The sequence below is a fragment of the Bacillus sp. WMMC1349 genome, assembly GCF_013155385.1.
Taxonomy (GTDB): Bacteria; Bacillota; Bacilli; order Bacillales; family Bacillaceae; genus Bacillus.
The window spans coordinates 3,240,309-3,258,257 of record NZ_JABJUQ010000007.1; the positions used below are offsets into that span (position 1 = coordinate 3,240,309).

Annotated in this window: 18 protein-coding genes and 2 pseudogenes; 4 read left to right on the plus strand and 16 right to left on the minus strand. The window is 39.1% G+C overall.

Features of this window, described 5'->3' with window-relative positions:
- Positions 1-147: 147 nt before the first annotated feature.
- The 9 genes from HOO54_RS19055 to HOO54_RS19095 form a co-directional block, all read right to left on the minus strand.
- Positions 148-1,599 (minus strand): tetratricopeptide repeat protein, encoded by a 1,452-nt coding sequence (locus HOO54_RS19055; RefSeq protein WP_172298041.1) that lies wholly within the window; start codon positions 1,597-1,599, stop codon positions 148-150.
- 173 nt (positions 1,600-1,772) lie between these two features.
- Positions 1,773-2,393 (minus strand): bifunctional phosphoribosyl-AMP cyclohydrolase/phosphoribosyl-ATP diphosphatase HisIE, encoded by a 621-nt coding sequence (gene hisIE, locus HOO54_RS19060; protein ID WP_172298043.1) that lies wholly within the window; start codon positions 2,391-2,393, stop codon positions 1,773-1,775.
- On the minus strand, positions 2,390-3,148 hold the full coding sequence (gene hisF / locus HOO54_RS19065) for an imidazole glycerol phosphate synthase subunit HisF (protein ID WP_172298045.1): 759 nt from the start codon (positions 3,146-3,148) through the stop codon (positions 2,390-2,392). Before hisF ends, hisIE begins: the two co-directional genes overlap by 4 nt.
- A complete protein-coding gene (hisA, locus tag HOO54_RS19070; protein WP_172298047.1) occupies positions 3,145-3,882 on the minus strand; it encodes a 1-(5-phosphoribosyl)-5-[(5-phosphoribosylamino)methylideneamino]imidazole-4-carboxamide isomerase in 738 nt (245 codons plus the stop codon). Before hisA ends, hisF begins: the two co-directional genes overlap by 4 nt.
- On the minus strand, positions 3,879-4,517 hold the full coding sequence (gene hisH, locus HOO54_RS19075) for an imidazole glycerol phosphate synthase subunit HisH (RefSeq protein WP_172298049.1): 639 nt from the start codon (positions 4,515-4,517) through the stop codon (positions 3,879-3,881). The genes hisA and hisH overlap by 4 nt, the downstream gene beginning before the upstream one ends.
- Positions 4,518-5,102, minus strand: a complete 585-nt coding sequence (gene hisB / locus HOO54_RS19080) for an imidazoleglycerol-phosphate dehydratase HisB (protein ID WP_172298051.1) — start codon at positions 5,100-5,102, stop codon at positions 4,518-4,520.
- Entirely contained in the window at positions 5,102-6,382 is a 1,281-nt protein-coding gene (hisD, locus tag HOO54_RS19085) for a histidinol dehydrogenase (protein WP_172298053.1), read from the minus strand. Before hisD ends, hisB begins: the two co-directional genes overlap by 1 nt.
- Positions 6,379-7,017, minus strand: coding sequence for an ATP phosphoribosyltransferase (gene hisG / locus HOO54_RS19090; protein WP_172298055.1), 639 nt, complete (start codon positions 7,015-7,017; stop codon positions 6,379-6,381). The genes hisD and hisG overlap by 4 nt, the downstream gene beginning before the upstream one ends.
- Positions 7,010-8,182, minus strand: a complete 1,173-nt coding sequence (locus tag HOO54_RS19095; protein WP_172298057.1) for an ATP phosphoribosyltransferase regulatory subunit — start codon at positions 8,180-8,182, stop codon at positions 7,010-7,012. Before HOO54_RS19095 ends, hisG begins: the two co-directional genes overlap by 8 nt.
- 215 nt (positions 8,183-8,397) lie before the next feature.
- Here HOO54_RS19095 and HOO54_RS19100 point away from each other — a divergent pair, with 215 nt between their 5' ends.
- Complete coding sequence (locus HOO54_RS19100; protein ID WP_172298059.1) at positions 8,398-9,111, plus strand: C39 family peptidase; 714 nt, start codon at positions 8,398-8,400, stop codon at positions 9,109-9,111.
- Between the two features lie 26 nt (positions 9,112-9,137).
- On the opposite strand, the gene HOO54_RS19105 is transcribed toward HOO54_RS19100, so the two are convergent.
- The 5 genes and pseudogenes from HOO54_RS19105 to HOO54_RS19125 form a co-directional block, all read right to left on the minus strand.
- Positions 9,138-9,653: an acyltransferase gene (locus tag HOO54_RS19105; RefSeq protein ID WP_172298061.1), complete on the minus strand. Its 516-nt coding sequence runs from the start codon at positions 9,651-9,653 to the stop codon at positions 9,138-9,140.
- A complete protein-coding gene (ppaX, locus tag HOO54_RS19110) occupies positions 9,650-10,297 on the minus strand; it encodes a pyrophosphatase PpaX (protein WP_172298063.1) in 648 nt (215 codons plus the stop codon). Before ppaX ends, HOO54_RS19105 begins: the two co-directional genes overlap by 4 nt.
- Before the next feature lie 36 nt (positions 10,298-10,333).
- Complete coding sequence (gene lgt / locus HOO54_RS19115; protein ID WP_172298065.1) at positions 10,334-11,146, minus strand: prolipoprotein diacylglyceryl transferase; 813 nt, start codon at positions 11,144-11,146, stop codon at positions 10,334-10,336.
- 11 nt (positions 11,147-11,157) lie between these two features.
- Entirely contained in the window at positions 11,158-12,090 is a 933-nt protein-coding gene (gene hprK, locus HOO54_RS19120; RefSeq protein WP_172298067.1) for an HPr(Ser) kinase/phosphatase, read from the minus strand.
- A gap of 137 nt (positions 12,091-12,227) precedes the next feature.
- Positions 12,228-12,715, minus strand: a pseudogene (locus tag HOO54_RS19125) (site-specific integrase); the annotation flags it as partial.
- 1 nt (position 12,716) lies between these two features.
- On the opposite strand from HOO54_RS19125, the pseudogene HOO54_RS24805 reads away from it, so the two are divergent.
- Positions 12,717-13,313 (plus strand): annotated as a pseudogene (locus tag HOO54_RS24805) (peptidoglycan recognition protein family protein); the annotation flags it as partial.
- 92 nt (positions 13,314-13,405) lie between these two features.
- Here the strand turns inward: HOO54_RS24805 and HOO54_RS19135 are convergent.
- Positions 13,406-13,771, minus strand: coding sequence for a hypothetical protein (locus HOO54_RS19135; protein WP_172298069.1), 366 nt, complete (start codon positions 13,769-13,771; stop codon positions 13,406-13,408).
- An 11-nt stretch (positions 13,772-13,782) separates the two neighbouring features.
- Complete coding sequence (locus HOO54_RS19140; protein WP_172298071.1) at positions 13,783-15,441, minus strand: ribonuclease YeeF family protein; 1,659 nt, start codon at positions 15,439-15,441, stop codon at positions 13,783-13,785.
- A gap of 238 nt (positions 15,442-15,679) precedes the next feature.
- Between HOO54_RS19140 and HOO54_RS19145 the strand changes: the two genes are divergently transcribed.
- On the plus strand, positions 15,680-16,795 hold the full coding sequence (locus HOO54_RS19145; protein ID WP_172298073.1) for a RapH N-terminal domain-containing protein: 1,116 nt from the start codon (positions 15,680-15,682) through the stop codon (positions 16,793-16,795).
- Between the two features lie 661 nt (positions 16,796-17,456).
- Complete coding sequence (locus tag HOO54_RS19150; RefSeq protein WP_172298075.1) at positions 17,457-17,939, plus strand: MarR family transcriptional regulator; 483 nt, start codon at positions 17,457-17,459, stop codon at positions 17,937-17,939.
- The last annotated feature ends 10 nt before the right edge of the window (positions 17,940-17,949 follow it).

Sequence of the window (17,949 nt, forward strand, 5' to 3'; positions counted from 1 at the left end):
GGAGCTGTTCAAAAAGCTAACTAAAAATGTGAAAAGACTGTCTAAGCGTCAAACAGCAACATTGTTTAAATCTGTCTTTAAAAGCATAAAAAAACTTGCCGATGAAGCCGTGTTTTCGACTTTATCGGCAAGCCTATACTACTGCTTTTAAAGGTGTTCTTTTAATACACGCTCATATTTTGTAAGTGTTGCAGATGAGATGTTAAACAGCTTCGCTGTTTCGGTCTTGGTAAGCCGTTCATGCTGTTCCGTTTTCCAAATATAATAGATGGTTGCAGCCAAGCCGTTAGGATTTCGCAACTGGACCCCTGAAGCTCTCATTTGCTGGATCACATGAAAGATCCAAAAGCACATTGCATCTTCCTCGATGACAGAACAATCCGCTTTTTCTATTGCTTTTACTGTTCGATAAGCAAACAGTGCATCTTTTGAAATGACTGTTTTTTTGTTTTCACCGTAAAGTAAAAGCCTGACAAAGTGGTCTTCAAACTCTGTTTTTGCCATTTTTGAGTCGAGTACAGCTTGAAGTTGGTTTTTTTCTCCTTTTCTTTCGCTTACGTAATATGCAGCAAGGCGTTCCTCAAGCGAGGGCTGTTTTTCCAATCGTTCTTTCCAAGGCTCAATGCGGGCATGACCTGGGTATTCCGTCTCCATTTTCCCCCATATTCGTTCAGCGAATGGGATACGGTCAGTAAAATAAGCTGAACATGCAAGCCAGTAATAAAAAGTTACATCTCCTTCAAACCCTGTGCGATAAAGCGACTTTAGCCATCTATAGCCAAGATCATACATGCCGATAAGCGAAAAAGTTGCACCGAGCTTATACCTTTGCTCACTCAACATGGGATAAATATTGGAAAGTTGTTCAGAAAGAATTCTCACTTGTTCATCTTTTCTTTCATAATGGAAGAAGATCAACAAGTTGCATAAGGCATGCAAATTCCCATCATTTTTTTCTAACACGGTCATGACTGTCAGCTTCGCTTTATGAATATCGCCAGCATAAAAATAGGCAAGGGCCAGGTTGTTATAAGCCGACCAAAATTCCGGATAATCGTTGATGATCTCTTCAAGAATCTCAATCGATTCTTGCAGCTGCCCATTTTCCAAAAATGATTTTGCTTGATCTTGCTTTAAAATTAAATCATCCTGATCATACTCTGAGTAATGATCGCTTTCTTCTCCCATATCTAACAAGTCAAGCAGCTCCATATTTTCCGTCATGAATTCACCGTTTGGATCTTCATTTAAATAGGTTTCGGCTGCTTTATAAGCCTCTTGAAAAAGACCAAGATGAGCATAGTTATTTGCCTTAAAATAATGGCATTCAGTCATTTTTTCATTCATATTTTTTAAAATAAAGTCCAAAAGCTCATTTGATTGCTGATAAAAACCCATTTCCGTATAAATGACGGCAAGCTGAGAAAGCATACCCGTATTATCCGGTTCAAGAAAAATTGCTCTTTGAATGAGCTTGCTTGCACGGGATAGATTCCGTTCTCGGTATGCTTTGAGTCCTTTATGATAGAGATATTGTCCATCTTGAAACAATTGAACAATTCTTTCGTTATGATGATGTTCAGAAGTGTACTTACTCACAGCTACCCTCCATTTCAAACTGTATACCGTCAGTAGTATAACATAATTTCCAGCCAGCTTATAGACCAAAAACAAGTTTCTAGAAAATTCTCTTCATTTTCCACCTTTGGCAGCACCTCTTCCACTATAAAAACCAGCGGCCAACGTTTCTCCACTGGTTTTTGAGTAAGATTCTAACTTCGTTCTTGACGTTTCCTGAGTTCATTTAACACCTCAGCAAATGGCAGAGACTGTTCTTTTAATAAAACAAACAGGTGATAAATAAGATCAGCCACTTCCCATCTTAATTCTTCAAGATTGCGATTTTTTGCAGCAATGATCACCTCGGCAGCTTCTTCACCAACTTTTTTTAAGATTTTATCAATACCTTTGTCAAATAAATAAGTCGTATAAGCCCCTTCCGGCATATCAACATATCGTCTGGCAATGGTAGATTCGAGCTCACTTAAAATTGTAAAACGCCCCCTGACTGCTGTTTTTTGCATTGATGAGAAACAGCTATCATTTCCTTGATGACATGCCGGTCCAGTCGGTTCGACAAGAATAACAAGAGCATCATGATCACAATCAAGGCGAATCTCTTTAACATATTGAACATTGCCAGATGTTGCTCCTTTATGCCACAGTTCTCCGCGGGAGCGACTGAAAAACCATGTTTCTTTTGTTTCCAACGTTTTTTCAAATGATTCTTTATTCATATAAGCCAATGTTAGCACTTCTTTTGTGATCTCATCCTGAACGATCGCGGGAATTAACCCCGCTTCATTAAAATTCAGTTCGTCAACAGTGATCATCGTACATTCACCCCGCACTCTTTTAAGTAAGTTTTGACTTCCTTAATCGAAGTTTCTTGGTAATGAAAGATGGACGCAGCAAGTGCCGCATCAGCTTGCCCTTTTTCAAATACTTCATACATGTGTTCAGCATTCCCAGCACCGCCTGAGGCAATGACAGGAACAGAGACAGCTTCTGAAACAAGCTTTGTCAGTTTGAGATCAAACCCGGTTTTTTCACCATCAGAGTCCATACCTGTCAGCAAGATTTCACCTGCACCTCTTTGAACGGCTTCCTGTGCCCATTCTAAAACCTCAAGTTCTGTTCTCTGCCGACCACCATGTGTATATACAACGTATTTGCCTTTGTTTAAATCAAATTTTGCGTCAATCGCCACAACAATACATTGAGAGCCAAAAAAAGCTGCTCCTTCAGTGATAAGTTCGGGTCGAAGAACGGCTGCAGTATTGACTGAAACTTTGTCTGCTCCCGCCCGCAAAATGGTTTTTATATCTTCAAGATGATTGATACCGCCGCCAACAGTAAAGGGAATAGCCAACATTGCGGCAACTTTTTCGACAACATCAACAATGGTTTTTCTTCCTTCATGTGATGCAGAAATATCGAGAAAGACGAGTTCATCAGCCCCTTCATTGTCATACGTTTTAGCAAGTTCAACAGGATCTCCAGCGTCCTTCAATCCGAGAAATTGAATCCCTTTCACAACACGGCCATCTTTCACATCAAGACATGGAATAATTCGCTTTGTTATCATTTGCTGTTAATCCTTTCAAGTGCTTCCTTCATGGTAAATTGCTTTGTGTAAAACGCTTTTCCAACGATAGCACCGCTAATGCCGTCTGACTGTCGGTTAGCTAGTTCTTCAAGGTCGGCAATACAGCTGATACCACCTGAAGCGATCACTTGTTTGCCGGTTGCTTTGGCAAGCTCAACTGTGCGGTTCACGTTCGGTCCAGATAACATTCCATCTGTTGCAATATCAGTAAAAATAAACACTTCAGCCCCTTCATTTGCAAGCTCAAAACCAAGCTCTTCCACTTTAACAGTTGATGTTTTAAGCCAACCTTCTGTGGAAACAAATCCATTTCTTGCATCAAGTCCTATTGCAATATGATTGCCGTAAATTTTGAGCATCTTTTTGACAAAAACCGGATTGGAAATAGCTACACTACCTAAGATGACTCTCTCTATACCTTGTGATAGATAGTTTTCAAGATCTTTTTCTGTTCTAATCCCACCGCCGATCTGTACCTTTACTTTCAGTTGCTTGGCAATTTTGATGACTTGGTTGTGATTCACAGTCTTGCCTTCCTTAGCGCCATCCAAATCGACAAGGTGAATCCATTCTGCTCCCTCTCCAACGAACGATGATGCCATTTCAAACGGAGAATCTCCATATATCGTTTCTTTTGCATAATCACCCTGAATCAGCCTTACACATTTGCCATTTCTAATATCAATGGCTGGATATAATGTAAATGCGCTCATTTTTTCACCTTCTGTTCTTCTGAAAGCTGTTTAAACCGTTTTAAAATTGACATCCCGACTGGACCGCTTTTTTCTGGATGAAACTGAACACCATACACATTATCAATACCGACAACAGCCGGAATGTTGACACCATAATCAACACTGGCAAGCAATGCTTTTTCATCCATTTCACTGACATAGTAAGAATGAACAAAATAAGCGTATCCTTGTTCACCATCGGTCAAAATTGGTGAGTAATTGTGAATGGAAAGATGGTTCCACCCCATGTGAGGCACTTTCAGGCGATTTCCTTCTTGATCCTGTTCTGCCAGTTTAACAACTTTTCCTTTCAATAAGCCAAGCCCTTTTGAAATGCCCTGTTCTGCACTTTCTTCAAATAAAAGCTGCATGCCAAGACAAATCCCAAGCAATAGCTTACCTTCAGATACAGCAGTCTGAATAAAGGTTTTCAAGTTCATGTTATCTAATATAGCTGAAGCATCCCGGAATGCGCCGACTCCTGGGAGGATATAGCTATCAGCTTTTTGCAATTCCTCGATTTTTTCTGAGATGACATATGGCGCTTCAATTCGTTCCAGGGCTTTAGAAACACTGTACAGATTGCCCATCCCATAATCAATGACACCGATCATTCACAGCATTCCTTTCGTTGAGGGGATACCTTTTATACGAGGGTCGATCATTGTTGCTTCATCAAGGGCACGTCCGAGTGCTTTAAAAATCGCTTCAATCATGTGATGAGTATTTTTTCCGTGATGGACAATGACATGAAGATTCATTCTTGCTTCAAGTGCCAACTTCCATAAAAACTCATTGACAAGTTCTGTATCAAATGTGCCAACTTTTTGACTAGGGAATTCTCCCTTGAATTCAAAGTGCGGCCTGTTACTCAAATCAACGGCAACTTGGGCGAGTGCTTCATCCATCGGTACTAAGCTGGAACCATAGCGTTTTATCCCTTTTTTGTCTCCAAGTGCTTCCAAAAGTGCTTGCCCAAGACAAATCCCGATGTCTTCTGTTGTGTGATGATCATCAATTTCGACATCACCATTCGCCTGAATGAAAAGGTCAAACTGACCATGTTTTGTAAATAGATCAAGCATATGTGTCATAAACGGTACATCTGTTTGAATATCAGCCTGACCTTGGCCATCAATAATAAATGATAGGGTGATATCTGTTTCATTGGTTTTCCTTACCCGTTCCGCTTTTCTCATCATTCTTCCTCCCAGCTTCTCGATTCAATTGCTCTGGCATGCGCTTCAAGCCCCTCCAACCTAGCAAAAGCTGCGATTTTTTTCGCATTTTCCTCAAAAGCTTGTTTACTGTAAGAAATGATGCTTGATTTTTTTTGAAAGTCGGTTACCTGAAGCGGACTTGAAAATTTGGCTGTTCCATTTGTCGGAAGCACATGGTTCGGACCTGCAAAATAATCTCCTACAGCTTCAGAACTGTACGCTCCTAAAAAAATCGCACCGGCATGTTTGATCTTTCCCAGTAGTTCGTCAGGCCGTTCTGTTAAAATCTCTAAGTGTTCAGGGGCAAGTTCGTTGATCATCGAAACAGCTTCAGTTAAAGTTTCTGTCACATAGATCATTCCATGGTTTTCTATCGACTGACTAGCGATCTCTTTTCTTGGCAAATCTTTAAGCTGGCGTTCAACCTCTTTGTCAACAGCTTTTGCAAGCTCATAAGAATTTGTAACAAGTATGCTTGATGCCATGATATCGTGTTCAGCCTGTGACAACAGATCAGCGGCAATTTCACGGGGATTTGCCATTTTGTCAGCAAGAATGGCGATTTCACTTGGTCCGGCAATCATATCGATGTCAACCTGTCCGAACACTTCTCGTTTAGCAAGAGCGACATATATATTACCAGGACCAGTAATTTTATCGACCGATGAAATGGTCTCCGTTCCGTATGCTAGTGCCGCTATTGCTTGGGCACCTCCAATTTTATAGATTTCTCTTACCCCAAGCTCTGCTGCAGCAACTAAGACACCAGCAGGAAGATAGCCGTCTTTTCCCGGGGGTGTGGTGAGAACGATCCGTTCAACCCCTGCGACAAGGGCTGGAATGACATTCATTAAGACTGATGAAGGATATGCTGCAGTCCCCCCTGGCACATAAACTCCGACCGAATCAAGCGGTGTTATTTTTTGTCCAAGCATTGTGCCATCATTCCGATGATAAAACCATGATGATGTCAGCTGTCGTTCGTGATATTCTTTTATATTAAAGATGGCTGACCGCAAAATTTCAATATCATCTTGATTAAGCCTACTGTATGCTTGTTGGATTTCAAATTCAGAAACGAGAAAATCAAAGATGTCGACTCCATCGAATTGCTTAGTAAAAGCAGAAATAGCACTATTGCCAACTTTTTTCACTTCATCAATCATGAAGCGAACAGTTTTTCGTTGTTCTTCTGTTCCAGAATCAATAGACCGTTTTAAGGATATAGCAGCATTTCCGTTAGTGAAGGTCAGCTTCATGTTGTTCCTCCTTCGACAATCAGTGAGAGTTGAGAAGCCATTTCATCAATAACCGCATCTTTCAAACGGTAACTGACAGGGTTTACGATAAACCTTGAGGTAATATCACAAATGGTTTCTGTTTCAATCAAACCATTTTCTCTTAACGTCTGTCCTGTTGAGACAATATCAACAATCCGATCGGTAAGACCGATCAGTGGAGCTAATTCAATTGAACCGTTAAGTTTAATGATTTCCACTTGTTCTCCCTGTTCCTTAAAATACTTTGATGCAACATTCGGATATTTCGTCGCGACTCTTTGAACAACACCGCTTGCTACTGTTTGCGGTAAACTGGCTATAGCTAAATGGCATTTACTCAATTTCAAATCAAGAACTTCGTATACATCCGGCTCTTTTTCAAGTATGACGTCTTTTCCTGCAATGCCGACATCAGCTACTCCATGCTCGACATAGGTTGTGACATCGAGCGGTTTGGCGAGGATGAAGCGGAGATTTCCTTTAGGTGTATCAATCATTAGTTTTCTTGTATCATCGAACTCCTCAGGAAGTTTGTATCCGGCCTGACGCAGTAGCTCGCAAGTTTCAGCAAAGGTTCGTCCTTTTGGCAGTGCGATTGTTAATGGGTTACCCATGTCGTTCGTCCTTTCTGGAACCGATAAAATAGGTTACTTTTTGAAACGATTTTGTCATCTGATCGATGTTTTTGATTCCAGCCAAATCTTGTAGAACGACTTTTTTTCCTTGTCTCCGTTCTTTCTCAGCAAATTTGATTGCCTCTTCTCGCTGTTCTGTGCTAAAAATAACTGCATCAATTTTCATTTGCACATCGTTCAATTTCAAGGCTTCTAGTAAGCGGTCAAGCCGAATCCCAAATCCAGTGGCTGGAGCGTTGAAGTTAAAGCGATTAAGAAGCTCATCATAGCGGCCCCCATTTCCAATCGGAAAGCCAATATTTTCCGCATAAATTTCAAATAAAATTCCGTTATAGTAACTCATATGACGAACCATACTGAGATCGATTGTTACATCTTCCGCACAACCATAGTCAACAAGTGTTTCCCAAAGTGTTTCCAATTGGAGAATTGCATTTTTTCCTGATTCAGAACCGATGATTGCTTTTGCTTGATCACAAATTTCAACTCCACCTTTCAGGTTGAGCAGTTTTAACAATCTTTGTTGATCAATTGTTGATAAACTTAACGATTTTACATGCTCACGGAAACCAACATAATTTTTATCATATAAAAAGCGTTGAAGAACACGGACTCTATTTTGATTTCCTAGAATATCCATAAACAAAGCATCAGCAATACCAACGTGTCCGACAGAAATTTTAAATGTGGATAAACCTGCTTTCTTCAATGAAAAAATCACAAGGGCGATCACTTCAGCATCAGCGCTTGTTGAACCATCTCCAATTAGTTCAACACCGACTTGTTCAAATTCAGCGGGGCGACCACCTTCCTGTTCCTGGGCTCTGAAAACATTTGCCGCATACCCAATCCGAAGAGGATGATGTTTATCGAGGTTTGCAGCGGCGATCCTGGCAATTGGTCCTGTCATATCTGGTCTTAAAACAAGCGTTTGCCCCTTTTGATCAAGCAGCTTAAAAAGTTGCTGGTCTAAAATAGCCGATTGTACACCGACCGTATCATAAAATTCTAATGTCGGTGTTTCCATAAACTGATATCCCCATAGCTCTATCAGTTCTGTTAATGAAGTGCGCGTCTCTTTCATTGTTTGATAAAGGCCTGGCAGTATATCTCTCATTCCATCGGGTTTTTCAAACATAAACATGGTGTTTTGACACCTCCCAGTATCAAAAAATTAAAAATCCTTTAGTTCGCTAATATGATAATATGTTAACAAATTAAAGTTTGGAAATCAACCAATTTTGGAAAGTTTGTTTGTCCAGACTTCATAAAATAATCATTTTATTTCTTAAACATTTGAATGATATAATACTTAAAAACGCATAGTATAGACATCATAGAGAGAACAGGAGATCGAATATGAAATTTCTTAAATCATTACTTGTTGCTTTGATCTTAGCAACTATTGTTATCTTTATACTGTTTTCTAAAGAAATCAAAACCTCGTTGATTGAAACATTTGCAGCAACTAAACAAACATCAGCTGAAATGGAACGTAAACCGTTAGATGTCCCGCTATTGAAACAAATGGACCGTCCAAAGCTTTATAATGGCTGTGAAGTCACGAGCTTGGCGATGATTTTAAACTACAGTGGATATGATGTGACAAAAAATGAATTGGCTCAAAAAGTCAAAAGGGTGCCTTTACAATATAAAAACGGTTTAAAAGGAAACCCAAATGATGGCTTTGTTGGGGATATGGAAAAAGGGCCAGGTCTTAGTGTTTATCATGGTCCAATCTATGAATTAGCAACATCTTATGCAGGTGACAAAGTCCTTGATTTAACAGGAAGCAAACTAGAAAAAATCTATGAGCAGCTCAATCACAGCAGACCGGTTTGGGTGATCACGACTGTCAACTTCAGCCCTGTGAAAAGTATGAAAACATGGAACACACCGACAGGCAAAGTCGATGTGACATATAAAGTACATAGTGTTGCGATCACAGGATATGATCAAAAATATGTTTATGTAAATGACCCCTATGGTTATAAAAACAGAAGAACCGACAGAACAAAATTTGAAAAATCGTGGAAACAGATGGGGAGGCAAGCGATTGTGATTGCTGATTAAAAAGGGCAACAAAGCCCCCGTTTTAGTCAACGAGGGCTTTGTGAGCGTTGTTCCATTTCTTCTTTTGTATAAATGATGCGCATCGGATTACCACCGACCAAAACACCTGGAGGAACATCTTTATGAACAAGAGTACCTGCGGAAACGACAGCACCTTGGCCGATCTCAACACCTGGAAGTATTGTTGAATTAGCTCCGATCATCACTTCATCACCAATGATCACTTCACCAAGACGATATTCTTTAATTAAATATTCATGAGCTAAAATCGTCGTATTGTAGCCGATCACACAATTGCGTCCAACAGAAATCTTTTCCGGGAACATCGTATCAGGCATGACCATCAGCGCAAATGCGGTTTGCTTTCCAACTTTCATTCGCAAAAATGTCCGATACATCCAGTTTTTCAATCCTAAAAAAGGTGTATAACGCGCAATCTGAATGACAATAAAGTTTTTAACAACTTTCAGAAATGGAACGGTTCCATAGATTTGCCATAAAGCATTAGCACCTGACACAGGATAACGCTTTGTTTTCCTCAATCTAGCGCCACTTCCAAAACGTGAAGCAGGTCTCTCATCTCAACTAACATATAATCAGGATGATACTTCTCTAAGTTCTTTTCACCTTTAATTGACCAAGCCACTCCAGCCGTTTTTGTACCTGCATTTTGCCCAGCTAAAATATCGTGGTAATTATCACCGATCATGATCGCCTCTTCAGGTAAACTGTCAAGCTCTGATAACGCTAAGAGAACAGGCTCTGGATCCGGTTTAGCTCGTTTAACATCATCAAGTGTCACGACAGTTTCAAAAAAACGATCGAGACCTGTCCATTTGAGGCCCATATTGACAGTATCACGTAGCTTTGTTGTCACAATACCAAGCTTATACCCGTTATATGCCAAGTGCTCAAGTGTCTCATAAACCGTATCATACTCTGTCACGAGCTGATCATGCATTTTATGGTTGTATTCACGATACATCATGATCATTTCATTGGCGTTCTCCTGATTGATCCTGCTAAACGTTTCATAAAGAGATGGTCCAATAAAGTTCAGCACATCTTCACGTTTATACTGCCCTGGATGATAATGACCGAGTGTATGTAAGAAAGAAGCAATAATCAGCTCATTTGTATTGATTAACGTTCCATCCAAATCAAACAGCACAGTATTGATTTTCATAAAAAATTTCCTTTCTTTGCGGCCTTTTTGAAAAACTTACATTTCTTGATACCGTTTAATCTCGCCGCCTTTAAACCTCCTGAATAATATAACACCAACCGCACAGACGATCAGGACAATGGAAATAACTTGAGCGATTCGAAGCGTATCCGTCAGCATCAGACTGTCTGTCCGAAGTCCTTCAATATAGTAACGCCCGATCGAATACCAAATGACATACGTTAAAAACAGTTCGCCCCGCTTTAAATTAGCTTTTCTTAAAAGAATCAAAATCAGAACACCTGTTAAACTCCATAATGATTCATATAAAAAAGTAGGATGATAATATTGCCCATTCACATACATTTGATTAATGATGAAGTCTGGCAGATGCAGGTTTTCTAAAAATTGTCTTGAGACAGAGCCACCGTGTGCTTCCTGATTCATAAAATTACCCCAGCGACCGATCGCTTGACCTAATAGAATGCTGGGAGCCGCAATGTCGGCAAGCTTCCAGAAAGAAAGTCCTTTTTTCTTGGCAAAAATGATTCCAGTTAAAATTGCACCAATTAAACCGCCATGAATGGCAAGGCCTCCATTCCAGATTTGAATGATTTGATCAGGATGTTCACTATAATAATCCCATTTAAACAGAACATAGTACGCTCTCGCACAAAGAATCGCAATCGGAATAGCAAAAAGGACCAGATCAACAAAGGTATCTTTATGAAGCCCTCTGCGCTCACCTTCTCTGACCGCCATCCATAATCCCAGTAAAGCACCGACACCGATAATAATGCCGTACCAGTGCACAGCAATGGGACCCAATTGAAAAGCGATCGGGTTTAGTGGTTCAAAAGTTTCATTCATCATGACAACTCCTAATCATCAATTTCACCATCTTCAATCACATCCGCTAGTTTATTCGTAAATTGTTCGGCTGCATTCAAACCCATTCGTTTCAATCTAAAGTTCATGGCAGCCACTTCAATAATAACAGCGAGATTTCTTCCCGGACGGACTGGGATGGTCAGCTTTGGTATTTCAGTATCAATAATTTTCATCTTTTCTTCGTCAAGTCCTAAACGATCATACTGTTTCCCCTGTTCCCAGAGTTCAAGACTCATAACAAGGGTGATCCGTTTAAAACTTCTCACAGCACCTGCACCAAATAAAGTCATCACATTGATAATACCGAGACCTCTAATTTCGAGGAGATGTTCAATTAAATCAGGTGCGCTTCCAATCAATGTATCCTGATCTTCCTGTCTAATCTCTACACAGTCATCCGCAACAAGGCGATGACCTCTTTTTACAAGCTCCAAGGCGGTCTCACTTTTACCAACACCGCTCTTTCCAATGATCAACACCCCGACACCGTAAATATCTACGAGTACACCATGTATGGCGGTTGTTGGCGCAAGTTGACTTTCAAGAAAATTTGTCAGGCGGCTGGAAAGACGAGTTGTCTTCAATGGGGAGCGAAGGACAGGCACACCTTTTTCTTCAGAAGCTTCAATAAGTTCAGGCGGAATTGGCAAATCACGCGATAGAATAATCGCCGGGGTCACCTCAGTACATAATGAAAACATTCGTTGCTTTTTGTCTGCTTCAGGAAGCTTCTCAAAAAAGGTAATTTCTGTTTTCCCTAGCAGCTGAACTCTCTCTCTTGGATAATATGTAAAATACCCCGCCATTTCAAGGCCTGGTCTAGATAAATCACTCATTGTAATCGGGCGATTGATCCCCTCTTCTCCACTGATTAATTCCATTTTGAACTTGTCTATCATATCTTTTGTGCGAACTTTTGCCACGATGTTAACCTCCTCTTCTAAAGGTGAAAGCTATACACATTTAGCTTTATTCTACCACTTTGAGAATAAAAACCCTAGTATTTAAAGAAATTGAGAGGTCTTTTTAAAAACCTCCCCCAGTTGAAGTCATAGCATACTCAAGCTTGAACAGATTCTTCTTCTAAGTCTTTGAAAGTATGCCCGTAAATATCCAGTATCATTTGTGGAGTGTTTCCCAACCGATCAGCAACCACTTTAATAGGAATTCGCTGGCTTAGCAAAATTGTACCATGAGTATGTCGTAGACCATGAGCCGTAATTTTCTTACACTTCGTTTTTTGTACGATTCGATCAATGCTGTATTTAGTAGTGCTATGAGCAATGGGTTTACGTGTTTTGTGAGAGATAAAAATGTAATTTGAGTCAGAGAAACCAAAGCCAAAAGAGAATAAAACTTCTTTACACCAAGCATGGTAAACTTTTAATTGATTTAATAGTGCTTTATCAATTAGAATTGTTCGATAGCTTTTTTTGTTTTTGGAGTCCTTACATCTTTATCATCACGAGTACGCTCGACAGTTATAGTTCCTTCCTTGAAACTTAGACTTCCCCAAGTTAACCCGAGAGCCTCACCTTTTCGCAATCCAAACGAAATGGCTTATCATGCCCATGATGGGAACCGTTGTTATGTAAGCTTCTTAAAGCCGAATGCCAACCAAACAGCAATTAGTGTGGAAATGTGTGTGGAAAAGGACGGGTACATCCACAGTGAAACTGTTGAAAATGCGGCTGAATTAGTTGCAAAACATGGACTATCCACGAGCAGAATCGTTCGTCATTATGATGTCACACGAAAAAACGGTCCGGCTCCTTGGGTAAGTGATTCAAGTCAACTATCAGCATTTCGGAAAAAAGTTGATCGTCTGCTTGGAAATAAAACGGGATCTAAAACAGACTCATCTTCAAGTCATAACAAGAAATCAAGGTATCCATTGCCTTCCGGTGTTTATAAACTAAAAAGCCCGATGATGAAGGGTACAGCAGTAAGACAGATTCAAGAAGCACTGGCAGCACTTTATTTCTATCCAGATAAAGGCGCGAAGAATAACGGGATTGACGGATATTATGGGACTAAAACAAAAGATGCGGTTAGACGATTCCAATTGATGCATGGACTAGCTACGGACGGTATTTATGGACCGAAGACGAAGGCGAAGGCGAAACTTGAGGAACTATTGAAGTAATATAAAAAGGGCAGGCGCTATGCCTGCTCCCTTTTTTATAAGATCGTTAAAAAACCTTGAAAGGCATTTAGCCAAGGTTTTTAAAAATTTATTTACTTAACCTGATAAATTTCACCATCATGATTGCATACAATTATTGTTTCATAATCCTTTGAAGAGATTATTAAATCTAGTCCTTCTCCTCTATCAGGGTCAATTCTATCCTTTAAAAACTTAATTAAATCATCATAGGATGTAAAAAACAATTTATCAAGATAATCGTGTATCGGATGTGTATAGTATAAATAAAAATCTTCGTATTTCTCTAACACACCACTAGAGTAAATTTTTTTGTCTAATTTTACCCAATTTAGTATATTATTTATTGGATTAATATTCTGCGGATTAATTTTATAATTTAGTTCCTTTTTTATTTCATCTTCATTTTTGATTACTTTAGTTCCAGGAAATATATTCATGTCTTTAACTCCTAATTTGGTTTATTGTAGAAAATATGCCCCTTACCTGAATTTTCTGAATGCCAATCTTTCCATTTGATGTGCGGGAGATTATTATGAGGTGCATTTTTAGTATGACTTTCGTTTGGATGCCTTTCATAACCCTTATTATACCTTTTTGTACTGTACTGTTTGTACCTATTCATATTACCTCTTCCTTCTTGTAGTAATATTCTAGCATCCGTTGCAGAATTAACCCTAAAGTTTGAATTTCCACCACTCTGTAATATCTTTACGGCATCATCCCACTCTTTTGTTCCTTTAGTTAAGACGTTTATTTCCGTAGCCTTTACAACATTACCCTTAGCAACGTTATTTGTTGCTTTTGCATTCAACTTCCCACTAACCCCACGCAAGCCAAACGCTCCAAGTGCCGATAAAGCATGGTTAAGACTTTGCTGTTTTTGTTCAGCAGAAACTTTATTCCCAAACACATCTCGGCCAGTGAGTGCTTCGCTAAAGCCGTTTGTTGAAGCAAGCCCATATAGACCTTTTTGAACATTTTGTAAGTTGTTGAATGTTGCGGTTGTTTTATAGGCAGTTAGTGCTTTGTCTGCGGTTGAGATGGCTTTTCCGGCTTTATATGCACCATATACGCCCTTCGCTCCTTTAGCAGCACGACCAGCCCATCCGACAACTGGAATAAATCCAGCTGCGGCCATTGCTGCGGCTGCGGCGCGTTGCCCGGCTGTCAGCTTTTCACCTGTAACCGGATCAACGCCGTCCTTCGCTCTCTTATAATCATAATACCCACTGGCTTCCCCGACAAATGTTTTTGTTCCATCCAAGGCTTTTTGATACCATGGCTTGTTCTCTTCTTCTTCTTGCAATTTTCTCAGGCGTTCCATTTCTTCTTCCTGTTTGGCTTGCAGTTCTCTGGCTTCAGCTTGCTCTTTTTTCGCATTAATATATGTAGTCGCCTGTTTGTCGGTTTTGATTGCTTCTTTATATGACTTATTCGAGTGAAAAGCCTTCTTATCAAAATACATAGGAGAAGCGCTTTTTCCATTACTTGTGGCTTCCATCAATGCAGAATATTTTTTGAAGACACTTTCGGCTTCTGCTACTGCCCGTGTATATTCGCCTGTCAAAGATTCATCGAGATCGTCTACTGCATCAATTGCATTTTTCCGAGTTGTTTGTGCTTTTGACATCTCTACTGTATAATTGTGGTCAGTCCACTTATCCAGATCAACGATATCATTCACTCGGTCTATGATCCGATCCATGTCACTCTTTAGGGAGTCAACGATTTGATCGGATTTTTTATCTGCATTTTTCAATTCAGTCTTTAAAAAAGACATTTCGATGTACGAATCGGTTAGCTTCTTCTCTTTGACATCACCTGCGACCCCATTAAAAAAAGAAATCTGCATATCAGCAAGTTTGATCCAACTGTCGACAACCTCAGCCTGTCCTCTAAAAAACTCTTTAATGTTATCTGCGCCTTTTCCTGTGAAATCATCGCCTAAATCCGCCACACCAAGACAGGCTGTTTTTAATGTCTGAAGTTTCTCTTTCAGGTTCTCATAATCTTTTTTTCGTTGATCAGCTCTTTCAATTAAAGTACTGGCTTCAAAAACTTTAGCTGAACTGTCTAACTCATTGTTTTTCTTTTTCTTGTCTGCCATCACATTTTCCTTTCAATCATATTTTCCATATATCTAATAATAGAGCAGGTAAAAGATAGATCGTTTTTCCCTTTTTCTGTGTATTAACTCCCTAATAAAAGAAGTTAAATAGACCTGTTTTTTTGGATTTTCGGTATCACGCAACTTTTTTTATGAAAAAAATTTTCGCTTTATATTTGAAATATTTGTGATATTCTTAACAAAAAAGGTATTTTTGAACAGAAAGGAATGAGGGGTTATGGAAACAATACCATCTTCGTTAGTGGGAATGAAAATTAATGAATGGTATAACGAGATACAAAAGTTAGATGTAATTGAGGCAGAACGGCTAAAAGAAGAAGTTCGTCAAGAAATAGAAAACATGGAAGAGGATCAGGATGCGCTATTGTATTTTCAACTGATGGACTTAAGACACCAGCTGATGTTAGACTATTTGTTCCCGAAAGAAAATGATATGACACTTGCTGATTATCTTAGAGAGATAGAAGGACAGGGTAAGAAATTTTCTGGGTTACTAGAGTATTATTTTTCGTTGTTTTCGGGAATGTATTATTTTTCAGAAGGGAAATACATAACAGCGATTAGATACTATAGAATGGCAGAGAAAAAATTGACTAAAGTTTCAGATAAAATAGAAAAGGCTGAATTTTACTTTAAAATAGCTGAAGTCTATTATCATATGAAGCAAAATCATATGTCTATGTATTATATTTCTCTTGCAGATGAAATTTATAAAAAACACTCTACATATAAAGTTCGTCAGATTCAATGTCATTTTGTTATTGCAGGAAATTATGATGATTTGCAGGCACATGATAAGGCATTACCTCATTTGCATAAAGCTTTGGCTCTTGCTAAAGAGATTAAAAATTCATCTATGATTACTAAAGCTTTATTAAATATGGGTCACTGTTACAATAATGTAGAGAGTTTTCATGCTGTACCTTTTTATCTTGAAGCTATTAAAGCTGCTGAGAAGACAAAGGCAAAAGAAATTACAATTCCATATTATGATTTGACTCTGATCCATTTTAGTAAAAACGAAAACGCTAAAGGATTAGAATATTTTCAAAAGGCTAGAGAAAGTGCTCAACTATTCCAAGATGATTTGTTTATGTATTTGTTAAATGTTGTGGAGGAGTTGTTTATTAAACAAACGGACCGGGAAAAAGTGTTACAATATTTTGAACCACTTAGGGACAGTAGAGGTTATCCTTATATAGAAGAACTGGCAATAATTGCGACCGAATTTTATAATAAGAATGAGCGGCTGGCAGATTCTGTGGTTTTTTATAAGCAGTTGTTGGAGGCTCAAAAACAAATTCGGAGGGGAGAATTTCAAAATGAAATGTAAAAGCTTTTTTTCAGCGGTCATCATTTTGGGGGTATTAACGTTAGGGCTTACCGGTTTTTCTCATGCAGATCACAGTGATATGCAGGCTTCATCAAGATATTCTACTTGAAGCTTGATGTAAAAACAATTGAAAGTATAAGATCAACGAAGCCCACCTCTAAAATGAGAAGGGCTTTTTCTTCGTACCTATTTAAACAACTTACCTAACAATTTCCCCGTTGTTTCACCAGCAGCACGACGGGCGATGCGTTTACCCACTTTGCCGCATTGACATCACCTAAGATTTTAGCCGACTTGTACATGGCTGATCTGATTTTGTTGATGCTCATTTTTACACGTCCCTTTTGTGTTGTTGGTTTAATTATATCAAAAATTGAGGTAAGCGCCTGTCCACTTGGTTTAATATGTCCCCTCAAACCTCCCCCAAATCGATGGGGGAGAATACAAATATCTACAAAACAGAAAGTAAACAAAAAAGTTAAATCATTGATATATCAGTGCTTCTAGGTTTTTATCAATGCACTTTACAAAGCGACTATTCTACCACTTTCAAGATAACCTAAAAACATTTTTTTGAAAGCAGGACATTTATTGCCTTTCTTTCAGCAAGAAAAATCAGTAGTATGAAGGAGAAAGTTATATTAAAGGAAGTGAATAGTGCGTGAAATACAATATTCACGATACAACTGTGTTAAATGAGGACATCCTTTCTCCAGAGGAAAAAGAAACCTGGGTTCTATATATGAAAGTGCTGACTGCAGCCGGACTAGGAGATGTTTCTGAATGGATGAAGCTTGATATCAGTATGCCACAAATGAAAGTCTTAATGCTTCTAAACACCCACGAAAAACTGAAAGTCTCGGAGATCGCTGAGAGAATGGGTGCTTCCCTGTCAAACATGACTGGGCTGCTCAGCCGGCTTGAGGATGCAAATTTTATTATAAGAACCCATTCTAAAGAGGATAGGCGAACAATCGTTGTTGAATTGACAGAAGAGGCGAAAGATATTTTTCGCGGCTTGTATCAAAAAGGACATGAAAAATTAAAGAAAGCCCTGCAAAGCCTCAATGAACAAGAAAAGAAAAAAGTAAATGACGGTCTATCCATTCTTGAAAAAGCACTAAAATTAAATGCTGAAGATTAATGGAGCTGTC